This is a genomic window from Methanocella sp. MCL-LM, from assembly GCF_049676595.1.
GTDB lineage: Archaea > Halobacteriota > Methanocellia > Methanocellales > Methanocellaceae > Methanocella_A.
The window spans coordinates 1,081,607-1,095,877 of record NZ_CP187259.1 but is presented as its reverse complement, the minus strand read 5'-3'; the positions used below and the strand labels follow the sequence as shown (position 1 = coordinate 1,095,877).

9 protein-coding genes are annotated in these 14,271 nt (G+C 59.1%); 5 read left to right on the top strand and 4 right to left on the bottom strand.

The window, feature by feature from the left end:
- Positions 1 to 92: 92 nt before the first annotated feature.
- From ACPLPM_RS05400 to ACPLPM_RS05385, 4 genes are read right to left on the bottom strand one after another with little or no spacing between them, the layout of a single operon-like run.
- A complete protein-coding gene (locus tag ACPLPM_RS05400; RefSeq protein ID WP_424359221.1) occupies positions 93 to 5,543 on the bottom strand; it encodes an AAA family ATPase in 5,451 nt (1,816 codons plus the stop codon).
- Positions 5,540 to 6,979, bottom strand: coding sequence for a methylamine methyltransferase corrinoid protein reductive activase (locus tag ACPLPM_RS05395; protein WP_424359220.1), 1,440 nt, complete (start codon positions 6,977 to 6,979; stop codon positions 5,540 to 5,542). The genes ACPLPM_RS05400 and ACPLPM_RS05395 overlap by 4 nt, the downstream gene beginning before the upstream one ends.
- Positions 6,980 to 7,006: 27 nt before the next feature.
- A complete protein-coding gene (locus ACPLPM_RS05390) occupies positions 7,007 to 8,380 on the bottom strand; it encodes a methyltransferase MtaB domain-containing protein (RefSeq protein WP_424359219.1) in 1,374 nt (457 codons plus the stop codon).
- A 16-nt stretch (positions 8,381 to 8,396) separates the two neighbouring features.
- On the bottom strand, positions 8,397 to 9,146 hold the full coding sequence (locus ACPLPM_RS05385) for a cobalamin B12-binding domain-containing protein (protein ID WP_424359218.1): 750 nt from the start codon (positions 9,144 to 9,146) through the stop codon (positions 8,397 to 8,399).
- Between the two features lie 218 nt (positions 9,147 to 9,364).
- On the opposite strand from ACPLPM_RS05385, the gene ACPLPM_RS05380 reads away from it, so the two are divergent.
- The 5 genes from ACPLPM_RS05380 to ACPLPM_RS05360 all read left to right on the top strand — a co-directional run bounded on the left by ACPLPM_RS05380 (position 9,365) and on the right by ACPLPM_RS05360 (position 13,904).
- Complete coding sequence (locus tag ACPLPM_RS05380; RefSeq protein ID WP_424359217.1) at positions 9,365 to 9,763, top strand: hypothetical protein; 399 nt, start codon at positions 9,365 to 9,367, stop codon at positions 9,761 to 9,763.
- Positions 9,726 to 10,118: a protease inhibitor I42 family protein gene (locus ACPLPM_RS05375; RefSeq protein WP_424359216.1), complete on the top strand. Its 393-nt coding sequence runs from the start codon at positions 9,726 to 9,728 to the stop codon at positions 10,116 to 10,118. The genes ACPLPM_RS05380 and ACPLPM_RS05375 overlap by 38 nt, the downstream gene beginning before the upstream one ends.
- Before the next feature lie 282 nt (positions 10,119 to 10,400).
- Entirely contained in the window at positions 10,401 to 12,044 is a 1,644-nt protein-coding gene (gene thsA, locus ACPLPM_RS05370) for a thermosome subunit alpha (RefSeq protein ID WP_424359215.1), read from the top strand.
- A gap of 161 nt (positions 12,045 to 12,205) precedes the next feature.
- Complete coding sequence (locus tag ACPLPM_RS05365) at positions 12,206 to 13,183, top strand: hypothetical protein (RefSeq protein WP_424359214.1); 978 nt, start codon at positions 12,206 to 12,208, stop codon at positions 13,181 to 13,183.
- Between the two features lie 43 nt (positions 13,184 to 13,226).
- Complete coding sequence (locus ACPLPM_RS05360; RefSeq protein ID WP_424359213.1) at positions 13,227 to 13,904, top strand: TIGR00266 family protein; 678 nt, start codon at positions 13,227 to 13,229, stop codon at positions 13,902 to 13,904.
- The last annotated feature ends 367 nt before the right edge of the window (positions 13,905 to 14,271 follow it).

Below are 14,271 nucleotides of genomic sequence, written 5' to 3'. Positions count from 1 at the left end.
TTTTACATCTCGTGAATCGCATCGTGGCCCGGCAGCCACAAAATCTTCTAAGCCCTGCCAGTATTTATCCTGTTCTGCCTCTGCGGAACACGCTAAGCTACCGCCGGAAGCTGGATCATGAACCGGCAGCCCCGGTGATGCTCTCCGGCTACGCAGTCTTCCAGCCACACTTTTCCCCCGTAGTCCTCGACCAGCACCTTGACCAGGTAGAGACCGAGGCCTTTGCCGCTGGTCCTCGTTTTCCCCTTCTGGAACCGGGTGAACAGCCTGACTTTCAGCTCGTCGGGGATGCCAGGGCCATTGTCCTCGATGGAGACGATACAGCAGGGCTTCCCCTCCACCATCTCCTTTTTCATCCTGATCGAGATGATTAGCTGGCCCAGGGAGTGTTTGATTGCGTTGCCGATGATGTTCGAAAAGACGTCGGTCAGCAGCTCGTTGGCCATCACGGTGCACTTGCACCCCGTATAGTTAATCTGTATCTCCCTGCCTACAAGGTTAGAATAAGTCGAAACCAGATCTGTGATCACTTCGTCAACGTCTGTCTCATAGTGCCTGACGCCACCCTCGATGACCCGCTGCAGCTTCCGCACGTTTTCGATTAGCCTCGTGCTGCTCTGCAGCGCTTCCAGAGGCTTGGAAATCAGCTCTCTGCTACTGTCGTCGAGCTGCATCGTGGTGAGGGCAAACTCCAGAAACCCTATGCCGATCTGGTTCATGTTCGTGATATCGTGGCTCATCAGGTCCAGGTACATCTCGACCTGCGATTTCGCCGCTTTCAGCCCCTCTTCAGCCCTCTTGCGATCGGTGACGTCGATCAGGACGCCGAGGCCGGCAGGCTGGCCCTGGTACTGGAACCGGGTGACGGAGACATCAATCCACCGGGTTTCTCCGTCTTTCCGGATCATCAGGTACTCGTAGTGAGTGGGAACGGCCTCGCCTTTAAGCCTGCGTATCACCCTTTCGGTGACCAGTTCCCGGAAATCGGGATGTACGATATCTACCAGGTCCATGGACAGCAGCTCTTCCATGGTATAACCCGAGAGCCTCACCGTCGCCGGGTTGGCGTAGAGAATCTTCTGGCGGTACACGACAATGCCGGCGGAGCTGGTCTCGGCCAGCGTCCTGAACCTGGACTCGCTATCTCGCAGCGCATCGTAGACGTGGGCGTTTTCGATGGAGATTGCGGCCTGGTAGGACAGCGCTTTCAGCAGCTCAAGCCGGTCCTGGGTGAACACGTTAGTAGCCAGATTATTCTCCAGGTAGAGGATGCCGGACAGAGCCCCGTGATGGACGATGGGAAGGCAGAGCAGGGACCTGGTGTGGTGCTCGGAGATATACCGGTCCGACTCGTAGGTGCTGTCGTGGTATGCGTCGTTCAGCACGACGGGCGTCTGGGTCCTCGCGACGTAGTTGACCACGGAAACGGGCACTTCCCCGCTAGAGGCAAATGGTATGCCGGAGAGCGTCTCCACCTGGCCCTGGCCGATGATGCCCCGGGCCTGGAGCACCAGCGACGCGTCTCTGGCCATGATTAACACTCCCTTCTGGGCGCCGGCGTTTTCAATGGCGATGCTCGTGAGCTTGTTCAGCAGCTGTTCGAGATGGATCTCCTGGGAAAGGGTACGCGAGGCCGCGATGATGGCTGCTGCGTCCAGCGATGCGGCCCTGTCCCGGACGAGCAGGTACCTGAACTGGCTCTCGAGATCTTCCACCTTGCGCCCGGCGCCCCACAATCGGTAGCAGTCGACTGACTTGCGAATACTAACCCCCGCAATGTCATCCCGGCCCATGGCCAGGTAAAAGCGAGCTTCCAGCTCGTAGGCCAGCGCTTCTTCGCTGACGAAACCATTTTCGCTGGTGCCTTTGATCGCCCGGCCGTAGAGTTCCATAGCCCTGCCGATCTCGCCCGTAGTTCTGGCCAGCTCTGCCTCGATCAGGTCGCACTTATGAGCGAAGTTCACGGGAGAGTGGCTCGCCCAGTGCTTCAGGCGGGCTAGGAGAAACTTCGCCTTCTCGAGTAACGCCTCTTTCTCGCCGGCGCCCGCTTTCCGGTAAGATGCCAGCAGCACCAGCGCGAAATAGAATAAGAAATCGGCATAGTACAGGTACCCCTCCCCGTACATCCCGTACTTTTCGCACTCCCTGGCCGACTCGGCTGCGCCCGGGTAGTCTCCGAATAAGTACAGTAGCCGGGTTTTACAATACAGCGCGCAGAAGACCGGGAGAAGGTCCTTTGCCCCGGCCCATGCAGGAAGAGTGGCCTGCTCATCCAGAAGCCTGCCGCTGAGCTTTCCGGGGTCGGACGCCTCGCCGGCCAGGTTTAGCGCAGCCTGGCCCCAGATCCGGGCCAGCTGGCTGTGTAACTCCAGCCGCAGCCTGCCCATCGTCTCCAGGCACGAGACCGCACTATCGCGGATCTGGCTTACGCTGCCGCCTGTGCAGAAGAGGTAACCGCTGTAATGGACCGCGCTGGCCAAGGCGTACTCCAGGTCGCCGGTTTCCATGCCGGTCTCGGAAACTTCCCGGAGCGGCTTGATCGATGCCCGGGCATCCTCGCTCCACGGCCTCACGAAGGCGTTGAACAGGAAGAGAATTTTCGCCTCCTGCTCCCTTGCCTGAAACTGCCTTTGCAGCCTCAGGGAAAGCTGCCCGAACCGGTACCCCGTTTCGATGTCCCGGTAAGGCCCGCACAGTAGCACTGCATACCAGCCGTAGGCAAAAGCCGACATGGGAGAATTACCGTGCTTTACCGAGGTGAGGACCATCAGGGAGATGAGCACGGTGAGCAGGGGAAAGTTTGTCTTGGACGCGGGCGTGGCGAGGCTCATCATCACCCTCATCAGCGTCAGCTGCCGGGCCTCGCCCATCACAGGCAGGTAGGCCAGGTCCTCCACCCGGGAGATGGCCCTGGCGATCTCCGGGCGTAGCTGCTCCGAGCAGGTTTTCAGAGCGTCCGGCTCCCCGGGAAGGCGTAATCCGAGCATCTCCAGCGCTTCGAGCCCGGCCATGATGGCTTCTTCATCCTGCTTCTGGGCCGTGTAGAAGAGGACCCGCAGCTCGTAGACCCTCCCCCGGGTCAGCAGATCGTCAGTATGCTGCAGTACCTCCTTAGAAAGTAGCTCCGCTCTCTCGAAGTTCAGGCTCAGGTATTCGGCTTCTATGGCCTCCATATACAAATTCAGGGCCAGGTTGTGATACCGCGCCCACTTATCCGGAGGCAGCATTCCGATGCCCATGCTGAAATACCAGATAGCCGCGTGGTAAGCTGCCTCCCTCTTCGCCTTCCGCCCGGCGGACAGGTTGAGTTCGACCAGCCGAAGTCGCTCCGAGGCATTTTCCAGGTACTGAAAGCCCTCGTCGAGGTGGTTCACGATACTGAAGATCTGGTCTTCGAATTCGGCCTCAGGGGTTTTCTGCAGGAGCAGCCTGCCCAGCTTCAGGTGCACCAGCTTCTGTTGCCTCCTGGGCAGAAGAGAGCGGGATGCCTTGCGAACCCGATCGTGCAGGAACTCAAACCGCTCCTCGCCTGTCATAGGTACCTCTCCCGTAGCCGGCGCAAACTTTTCACCCACTGGCAGGATCAGCCCCTCCTCCGCCGCCTGCCACAGGTGCCAGACCACTTCTGATACGGGCATTTCAGCCGCAGCTGCCAGCGTCCCTGCATCGAACAGGGCCCCGATACACGCTGCCAGCGACAGCAGGCGCCTTGTTTCCTCCGGCAGGCGCTCTATCTTTTGCATCGCAAGTACCACGACGTTGTCGGTAATGCCCATCCTGCGGATATGGTCGGCATCCCACTCCCACCGCCGGAGGTCATAGTCGAAGGTGAGGTAGCCTTCCTCGTAGAGTGACTGGAAAAACTGCACGGCGAACAGCGGGTTCCCCCCGGTCTTCTCGAAGATAAGGTTGGACAGAGGCCGGGAGTAGGAAAGATCGCAGCGGAGCGTGTCGGATACGAGCTGGTTAAACGCATCCCCGGACAGGTTCCCCAGCCGGATAACCCGGACGTTCGCCTTCTGGCTCTTCAGTTCCCCGATAGTTTCCGAGAGCTGGTGCGCGGGGCCTGTTTCGACATCCCGGTAGGCGCCGATAAACAGCAGGTAAGGGTAATCCTGGCCGGCCATCAGCGGCTTGAGGAGGTTCATCGTCGCCGGGTCCGCCCACTGCAGGTTGTCTATGAACATGACGAGCGGATGGCCTTGTTCAGCTATCGACCTGACGAAGCTCAGAAAGATGAGCCGAAAGCGGTTCTGAGCTTCAGTGGGCCCCAGGTCGGGAACCGGAGGCTGCCGGCCGATGATGAGTTCGAGGCGAGGGATCAGGCTGACCAGTAAGCCTCCGCCACTCCCGACCGCCTGCAAAATTTTCGCCTTCCAGTAGGCCACTCTCTCGACGTTCTCGGTTAGCATCTGGTCGACCAGCTCGGTGAAGGCCTGGATCAGGGCAAAGTAAGGAGTGTTCTTCTGGTACTCGTCCGGCTTCCCGGAGATAAAAGAGCCCCCCGCTTTCCCCACAAACCGCCGTATGTCGGTGACCAGCATGGTCTTGCCCACGCCGGGAGGGCCGGTGATCAGCACTGTCTCCGAGCTACCTCCGGCAACAGCTTCTATTGCCCTGAGCAGCTCCACGGTTTCCTGTTCCCGGCCATACAACTTCCCCGGCACCTTGAAGATACCGGAGAGGTCTTCCCGGCCGAGCGGAAACGGCTCGATCCTGCCCGTGGCCCGCAGCCTGGCGAGAGCCTCCTCCAGGTCTGCCTTCAGGCCATACGCGGACTGGTAGCGGTCTTCGGGGCTCTTCGCCAGCAGCTTCAGGACGATGTCCGAAACCGTCTCTGGCAGCCCGCTCTCGATTTCGTGAGGAGGCACGGGATTTTTGGCCAGCAGCTGGTGAATTAGCTCGGACTTGCCGGCAACGTCGAAAGGCAGCTTTCCAGTAAGCATTTCATACAAGATTACGCCTGCCGAGTAAAGATCGCTCCGGTAGTCTACCGGCCGGTTTATCCGGCCGGTCTGTTCCGGAGAAATGTACTCCAGAGAGGTTTCGAACAGGTCGAGGCGTTCCTGCCGGCCGACATGCCCCCCGGCTACCGCCATATCGAGGTCGATAACCGTCGCCTGCATGTCACCGCTTATGATGACATTAGCGCTGGTAAGGTTCCTGTGCAATATTTTATGGCGGTGAAGCTGATCCAGTGCGGTCACCAGAGAAACCCCTATCTTTAGCTTATCATCGAGGCTGAGGCCCTCTGCAAAGACATCGCTGGCTACCCGGCCCTCGACGTAGCTCAGTATAACTGCGGGGCTACTATCTATGGTAACCAACTTCAGCGCTTTTCTGATACCGGGTATGTTCAGGCCTTTGGTCGTCTCGAACTCGACTTCCGGCCGCCCGGCACCGCCATGGGAAGCGTAGCCCGGCTGCAAGACCTTGATCACCACAGGGCCGCCATACTCAGACTTCTCCTGGAGGTACACGATGGTGCTGCGACCCTCGTGGATGCGCGGAAGAGAGGAGAGATCTTGCCGGGTAAGCGTCATGAGGGGCCTCCTTCAGCCAGAGTGACCAGGCCTAAAGCACCAGTATTGTCAATGTCCTTTTTAACGAGATGCAGGACTTCCGGGGTCCCTGCCACAGGTGGCAGATCAGGCAGGCCGTACCGGTTCAGCATGGACCGGTAGAGGCGGGCCGGCATACCCTCTGTCCAGTACGAGAGCTCGAGAAGGTAGACTTTTTTAAAAACGACGGAGTGGGCAAACATACAGTGGTTTCTTTTGAGCTTCCGCGCCAGCCCGGACATCGTGTCCAGCTTTGCCGGATCGGAGGCGAGGTCCCGGGCCATTGCCAGCGAGGTGTTTCCCACCTGGCACACTTTGCTCACTCTCGGGGGTATCAGGCCCAGCTTCTGAGCCTTCAGGGCATCTATGTAGGTACCGGCGGAGCCGGACATATACACAGTGTCGATGTCCTGGATGGCTATACCTGCCCGCTTGCACATGGCGATGTAGCCGGCGCGCACAGAGCCGATGGCTTTACCGGCTTCCGTAAGGTCTTCCTCGGACAGGAACAGGTCTTCTCCCAGGTGCAGCCTGCGATCGGTGGTGGCAATATGAGGGATAGTGATCAGGCCGGACTGGATTCCTTCGCAGATCGCGGCAACAACCCCGGTGCCGGTAATACCCGATGGCCGGGGCATGCCGGAGTCGAGGTAGCGGCTTTCCCGGAAGTCGACAACCGGCCCGGGCACGGGGGACATGTCAGAATCCAGGATCGTTAGCCTGTAAAACGGGGCTTCCGGGGATTCGGCCCGTTGCAGGTCGCATATCGCCCCAGGGGTGGCCAGAGTGCCGCAGGTGATCTGCTGGCCTTCGAGAGCAGGCCCCGCCGCGGTTGAGCCCGTATATACCAGCCCGTCGTGAAAGAGCGCCATCTCCGCGTTGGTCCCGTAATCGATCGCCAGCGAAGTCTCTTCCAGCTCAAGCATGCCGGTCTTCAGAATGAGGGCGAGCGCATCTGCCCCGACTTCGTGGCGGACGGCCGGAGGAATGATCACGTCGCAATCCGGCGGGAGGTTCAGCCCCGGAAACTGCTTTGCCTTAAGAATGGCTGCTTCCCGGCCGGGTATGGCCACTCCCAGCGAGTCAAGCTTGCGCTTCCCGGCATAGGCGAGGTCCCGGATTTCCATACCCTGAAAAAGAGAAAGCTGGGCAGGATTGCCGCAGACGCTAAGCACGCCCACATCGTCGGCCGGCACCCTGAGGGCGAGGATGATCCGGTTGACGGCCCCCATTATGATACCCCGGGCGATCTCTCCACCTGCTTCCAGGGCAAACTGGATGTGATCGATCACGTTGTTCCCGGGCAGCGGATGGCCTGTAGTAAGCACGGTGGACAGCGTATCGCTGGTCCCGGGGTTAATGGCCTGCGCCCTGAACCCGCTCGTTCCCAGGTCCATAGCAATTGCCAGTCTGGCCATCTCGTCACACCTTCAGTATACTTGGTCTTAAAGCTCGTAGGATGCAGGCTTGAACGCTCTGACCTTGCCGTATTTCTTCAGGCACAGGTCGATGAAGTCGCCTTCGCGATCGGGGAGAGCTTCGAGCTCTTTCAGGTAGCTCAGCAGCGAATCCCGCTCGTACGAGGTAAACCTGAGCCGGGCATCGGAGAGCATCAGCCGGCCGCACTTCAGCGCGGCGGCCCTTGCCCGGGAGTACATGCTGTCGTTATTCTCCACGAGGGCCTTGCCGATCTCCCACGCGTTGTCAGGGCAGAGGATGAAACCGTGGGCGCTCCGGTAGCGATCGGAGTTGGCCAGGCAGGCCTGGAACTCTTTCTGCAGGCCCAGCGCTATCGAGGAGTTCATCATCGCCGCGTCGTAGCCCAGCATCTCGGTGAAGACCGCCGGGGTCGTGCCGCCGAACATCTCGTGGTACTCCACCGCCTCGTTCGCCCACAGATCGCAGACGGCAGCAGTCACGTTGCCACACAGGCTCATGTGGGCACAGGCGCTGGTCTTGCCCTCGGCCGACATCGGCAGCCCGGTGATCGCCTTGATGATAGGGTTTTCGTACCCGCAGTCTTTGCCCGGGCCGGTGGCACCGCACTCGTAGGCGACCAGAGACCTGCCGGCAGCCATAGCCCTGCAAAGCGCGGCCATCGTATGCGGCACATCCTTTGAAACAAAGCCGCCCGCCATGTACATGGCCACGTTCGCCTGAGCGCAGTCAGTGTCACCCCCTGCGACACAGCCATGCTTCTTCGCGACGCGGACGATCTGCGGCCACAGCCACTCCATGTCCCGGCCCCCCAGCACCGCCTGCGCGAAGAGCATGCCCACAATGTCGTTCCGGAGGAGGGCGTGGTCTGAAATCTCCTTGCCCCCTACCGACTCTATGGATAAGATGTCGGCGTATTCGGCGCAGGCTTCGAAGGCCTCCAGAACCAGAGAGGTCCGGTCCGATCGCCTCATGTCGCCAATTTCCGGCTTGCGCAGGTCTGCGATGGTCGTCCGGTAGCCGGCGTTAAGGCCGTACTTCTCGACGTACTCGCCGATCTGCCCCGCAGCCTGGCTGGCGATCTCCCTGCCCCATTCCGGGTTATGCGTCATCTGGGATACGTGCTCGTTCTCCACTACGACATTGGGAAAGCCCAGGAGGATGCACTGCTCGAGGGCGTCTCCGTTAGCGCGCTCGAACTCCCGGAGCAGCGTCTTGAGGTTCTGTTCACTGCCGGGCCTGGGATGAGGGACGATCTCGGGGATGACAGCGCCACCCCCGATGGTCATCCCGCACCGGGTGCAGACCGGCTCCAGCGCCGTGCCGAACATCATCGTGTCAGGGCTTTCGTAAGCCATCCTGCCAGACAGCTTTAAGCTCACATCAGGGCCTCCTTTCTCATCCGTTCCATTTCGCCCGCATCTCCCGCCACGTCATGCCGTTCATCGCGTCCTCCGCCATCTGCGGAGCCTGGCTGGCATCTCTGCCCCAGATACCGAGGTCGAAGCTGGTGACGAACTCCTCGGTCACGGCCCCTCCCCCGCAGACGAACGGAATGTCGAGGTTCAGCTCCCTCAGCCGCGCCGCAGTCCGGGGGAAAGCGGTCATGGTGGTCGTCATCAGGGCGGTGCCTGCCAGCATGACAGGCTTATGTATTCTGCAGGCTTCCACCACCTGCTCCACAGGCACATCCACGCCCAGGTCGATCACCTCGAACCCGGAGGCGTTCAGCAGCGCGTTGACTATCGCCTGGCCGATATCGTGGATGTCGCCCTCCGCAGTGTGGGTGACTACCGTGGCTTTTTTCTCGACGGGCTTGCCCAGCCTTTGCTCGCACATGGAGATGCCGACCATCATGGCATCCGAAGAGAGGATGACCTGAGGCAGGAAATACACGCCTTCGGCCCACAGGCGGCTGACCTCCGCCATGCCAGGGATCAGGCCTTCGTTGATCACTTCCATCGGCCCCTTGTGCTCGAGAGCCCTCTCGACGCTGGCTTCAACCCCCGCCTCGTCGCCGGCGACCAGCCGTTCGACTACCTTTTGCAGAAGCGCATCCTTGGAGATTTCCCGGGCGTTCTGCCGGGCGACTTCTATGGAGAGATCGTACCGTGAAAAGATCCCGGAAGTATCGGCAGCGTATTTCATGCGAACCAGCCTGAAATTTAGTTAGTTAAAAAGTTACGGCACGATATAATAAATGTATTCACATAATCATCATAATTATATTGCACACGTTAAAAAGGTAGTAGCAAACCCCGATAGTGTCGGAGATCGTCCCGAGACATACGCCAGACCTGTGCAGATAATAAAATATTTATGGACAGGAGAGCTTCTAATAAGGCTGATACAACAGGAGGAATACCTTGCAGATAGCTCAATTGTTCGGATACGCCCTCGCAGCCGGGGTGGTGCTCACCAGCATAGCCATGTTCTCGCTGGGAGGCAGGTGGCAGAAAATCGAGGCTGCGGCGTACGCGGGAGAACGCAGGCCCTGGTGGTTTATCGGCGGCTCCGCGATCCTGCTGCTGGCCTACGCGGCAGGCCTGTACCTCTTTCTGACAGGCCCGGAAAGATCCGTCGCAGGCTGGCTGCTGATGGTAGTCATACCCGTCGGCTGGGCGGCAAAGGCAGCGCTGGTCACCTTCAACGTGAAGGGCAGGCAAAAGGTTTCCGCAGTGTCCGGGGACCAGGCCTGGATGAAGATCGCTCTCGCGAGGCTGCCGATTGCGGCAGTGCTGGCCGTGCTGGCATACTTCGCCTGAGCCGGCACCCCTTTTCTCCGGAGGCGGGAAGATTTCCGACAGAGTAAAAGCGGGCCCGGACAACAACGGGCAGACCATAGAGATCGGCCTCCGCGGGCGACTGGAAGTGCGCCTGCCGGAGAGCCGGGTTTCCGGGTACATGTGGGAGTACACCTCCGGGCACAACTGCCCTTGCCTGCAGCTGGACGATTCGGACTACGAGGAAAAGGGAGAAGCCCGCTTTACCGGGCTGGGCAGGCGGTGGTGGCGGTTCACTGCGATCGCCACAGGAGAGTGCACGCTGGTTTTCAGCCTGGCCAGGCCGTGGTCGAAGCCCCGGCCGGAGTACAGTATAACAATACGAATAAGACCGTGAGAGTCGACATTTGCATAGAGAAAACTATATATAGAAGTGTATTCTCATTAAAGAAAATGGCCGCGAGTTTCGTACCCCTTTCAACAGGGAGAGTGTAACGTCGCTGCCCGTAAAAAATTGTATTATAATTTGTGTTTCAATATAAACCAAATCCCTTTCGGTCGATGGCATGTACTGGCCACGGCTGAAAGCAGCAAACGCAAGTTATATATAGAATTACAAGCACATAAAAGCTGACTACCGAACAGGTATTATTCTAACAACTTAAAGGAGGATTCAGATTTGGCACAGCAATCCAACCAACCGATTATAATTTTGAAGGAAGGCTCCAGCAGGACCAGGGGCCGTGACGCCCAGGCAATGAACCTCATGGCCGCGAGGGCCGTGGCTGAGGCAGTCAGGACCACCCTCGGTCCGAAGGGCATGGACAAGATGCTCGTGGACTCCCTCGGAGACGTCGTCATCACCAACGATGGTGTGACCATCTTAAAGGAAATGGACATCGAGCACCCCGCAGCAAAGATGATCGTAGAGATCGCCAAGACCCAGGACGACGAGGTCGGCGACGGCACCACCACCGCAGTAGTTCTCGCAGGCGAGCTGCTGAAGAGGTCGGAAGGCCTTCTGGACCAGGACGTACACCCCACCGTTATCGCGTCCGGCTACAGGCAGGCAGCCACCAAGGCAAGGGACATCCTGAACAACCTGGCCTTCGACATCTCGCTCAAGGACGAAGCACTCCTCAAGGAGTTCGCAGTCACCGCCATGACCGGTAAGGGTGCAGAGGCGGTCGGCGAGAAGCTCGCAGACATCATCGTCAGGGCTATCAAGGCAGTCGTCGACGAGAACGGCAAGGTCGACGTGGACGACATCAAGGTAGAGAAGAAAGTCGGCGGCACCATCGGCGACTCCGAGCTCATCGAGGGCATCGTGATCGACAAGGAACGCATCCACCCGAACATGCCGAAGACCGTCAAGAACGCGAAGATCGCGCTCCTCGACACCCCGATGGAGATCGAGAAGACCGAGATCGACGCCAAGATCGAGATCACCAGCCCGGACCAGCTCCAGAGCTTCCTCGACCAGGAAGAGAAGATGCTCAAGGACATGGTCGAGAAGATCAAGAAGGTCGGCGCCAACGTCGTCTTCTGCCAGAAGGGCGTGGACGACCTCGTCCAGCACTACCTCGCCAAGAACGGCATCATGGCAGCCCGCCGTGTCAAGGAGTCCGACCTTAAGAAGCTCGCCAAGTCGACCGGCGCCCGCGTGAGCACCAGCATCGACGAGCTGACCAAGGACGACCTCGGCGCAGCCGGCCTCGTGGAAGAGCGCAAGATCGGCGACGAGAGCATGATCTTCGTCGAGAAGTGCAAGAACCCCAAGGCAGTCAGCATGATCCTCCGCGGCGGCACCGAGCACGTCGTAGACGAGCTCGACAGGGCAGTCCACGATGCACTCCGCGTCGTCGGCGTCGTAGTCGAGGACAAGAAGTACGTCGTAGGCGGAGGCGCCTGCGAGGTAGAGCTCGCGCTCCGCCTCAAGGAATTCGCAGCCACCGTCGGCGGCCGTGAGCAGCTCGCCATCGAAGCGTTCGCAGAGGCCATGGAAGTCATTCCGAGGACCCTCGCAGAGAACGCCGGCCTGGACCCGATCGACACCCTCGTCAGCCTGCGCAGCAAGCACGAGGGCAAGGGCGCCATGAAGACTGCGGGCATCAACGTGTTCACCGGCGAAGCCGTAGACATGAAGAAGGAGAAGGTCGTAGAGCCGCTCCGTGTCAAGACCCAGGCAGTCAGCGGCGCCTCCGAGGCAGCCGTCATGATCCTGAGGATCGACGACGTCATCGCGGCCTCCAAGCTCTCCGGCGGCCACGGCGCACCAGGCATGGGCCCCGGCGGCATGGGCGAAATGGACATGGGAATGTAAGGCTTTAAGTCTTACATTCTTGAACCTTTTTTTATTTTTAAGATTCTTCTACCAGATTCTAAAAAAATCTCTGGCATAGCGAAGCGTTCCTTTTCTTACCAGGACTGTCGCCGAAAAAGCAAATCAGCCTTATGTAGATAGTAAGCTCACCGTTTCAGTGCATGCCTGTTCACCGGCTATCGTTCGCTTTACCGGCCGCAGCTTTGATCCTGATAGTGGCCGCTATCTCTGGATATGCCCATGCAGAACAATCGGCGGACACGTTTGTGGTGACAATACCTCAGGAGTACCAGCTGTCGGGCTCGGCGCAGCCGGCGAGCACTGGAGTGGATAATGCCGGCCTGTCGGGAAGCATACAGATCATCCACGCCGGCCCGTCGTCATATTTGTTCATCCCTGCGACAGACATCGTCAACGGCGCCAGGCTGACGGCCATCCAGGACTCCGAAACCGGGATAGTGTTTCGCAATAATACGATGGGATTGCCGGTTTATGGCAGCTCGGGCAAAGCTGCGGGCCTGGTGCTGGCCACGGAAGATATGATGGCAGACAGGGGAGGCTATCTGGGCAGGATAACAGGAGCCCGGCTGGAGATACCGGGAGGTGATGTAGCTACGGAGAGAGGGAATTTTTCCGCGGGCATCACCATTTTCCTCCAGGACCTGCCGGAGGGGATATCCTACAAGACATCGGTGAGTATAGGAGACGAGTTTAAAGACACTATCGACTTCTCTCTTGCTCCCGCGGGACTCTCCTCGCTGGACGTGCCCCTGGCGATTGAGGCAGACGGCACCGATCTAAAGAGCCGGAGCGCAATCGAGTTTATGATCGTTTCCCTGAGCGCAGACCAGGGCTGGGTGGAGAGGCACCAGGACAGGAATATCACGATCTATAAATTGGTGAATGAGACTGCCATGCCCCTGTCGGGCAGGATGCTGGACCCGGGCAGCGGGAGAGTTGTGTACCAGGCAGTTGTTCCCGGCCCCGGCAAGTTTGCCCTGGCAGCGGCAGGGGAAAAGCCCGAGGATAGCATCTATGTAAGCATAACAGGCCTGCTGGATGTACTGGTCTTCGGGGGGCTGCTGGTGATGCTGGTTTCAGGGCTGGCCTTCATGCTCCGCCGGATCGGGAAGAAGTAAATCCTTTTCAGCTCCCGCTGCTATACTTACTCAAGGGATTCGCATGAAGCACGAAATCTTATACCGTCCGGTCTACTCCCTGCTCCAGGTCGAGCTGGATGCCGGCGAGGCGATCAGCGCCGAGTCGGGAGCCATGGTCACCATGACCCCGAACATCGAGATCCAGACCAGCGCCAAAGGCGGGGTACTGTCATCGCTGAAAAGATCGATCCTCGGCGGGGAATCATTCTTCCAGAACACCTTTACCTGCAGGCAGGGCAGAGGCGTGATCACCTTCGGCCCGGCTTACATGGGCGATGTCGAACACATACCCCTTACAGGCGAGTGGTTTGTCCAGAGCGGGTCATACCTGTGCTCTACTCCGGGCCTGGGCATCGACACGAAGTTCCAGGGGCTGAAGGGCGTTTTCTCCGGCGAAAACCTGTTCTTCCTCCGCATCTACGGGCAGGGAGAGCTGTTCATCTCGTCGTTCGGGGCCATCCACCCCATAGACCTCCAGCCGGGCGAGGAAGTCAAGGTAGACACAGGCAACCTCGTAGCCTTCCAGCAGGGGATCACCTACGGCGTAGAAAAAGTCGGCGGCATCAAGTCCACCATGCTCAGCGGCGAAGGCCTGGTGCTGAGACTGAGAGGCCCGGGCAGAATATACGTCCAGACCCGGTCCCCCAGATCGTTCGTCGGGTGGCTGTGGCCTATGCTGCCCAAGCCCCAGAGCCAGTAAGAGTGTTTTAGCCACCAGTGTGCGGAGAATGGCTCACCACAAAGAACGGCTCACCACAGAGTGCACAGAGACAATGCCAGAAACGATAGCAGAATGGTTAGTTAAAACCACGGCGGCACAGCGACACAGAGACAACCCGTACCAGAATGGCAAGGCTCCTTTATTATTGATCCACGGCGGCACGGCGGGCTGATGGGACGGAGACAGATATGTTTTGCTTCATTCAGGTTATTGAACGAAAGTTAGGCTGAAACCCTTGGATAGTAAGCATATGGTTAATGCTCTGTCTTGGTGTCGCTGTGGACTAAAAAAGAGTTCACTTTTACCGGTTCACCATTGTCTTTGTGTCGCCGTGCCGCCGTGGTTC

Bases quoted from the DNA above. Each gene is read 5' to 3' on its own strand.
- ACPLPM_RS05360 (WP_424359213.1), top strand. From the start codon at position 13,227: ATGAAGCACGAAATCTTATACCGTCCGGTCTACTCCCTGCTCCAGGTC.
- ACPLPM_RS05365 (WP_424359214.1), top strand. From the start codon at position 12,206: ATGCCTGTTCACCGGCTATCGTTCGCTTTACCGGCCGCAGCTTTGATC.
- ACPLPM_RS05400 (WP_424359221.1), bottom strand. From the start codon at position 5,543: ATGACGCTTACCCGGCAAGATCTCTCCTCTCTTCCGCGCATCCACGAG.
- ACPLPM_RS05395 (WP_424359220.1), bottom strand. From the start codon at position 6,979: ATGGCCAGACTGGCAATTGCTATGGACCTGGGAACGAGCGGGTTCAGG.
- ACPLPM_RS05385 (WP_424359218.1), bottom strand. From the start codon at position 9,146: ATGAAATACGCTGCCGATACTTCCGGGATCTTTTCACGGTACGATCTC.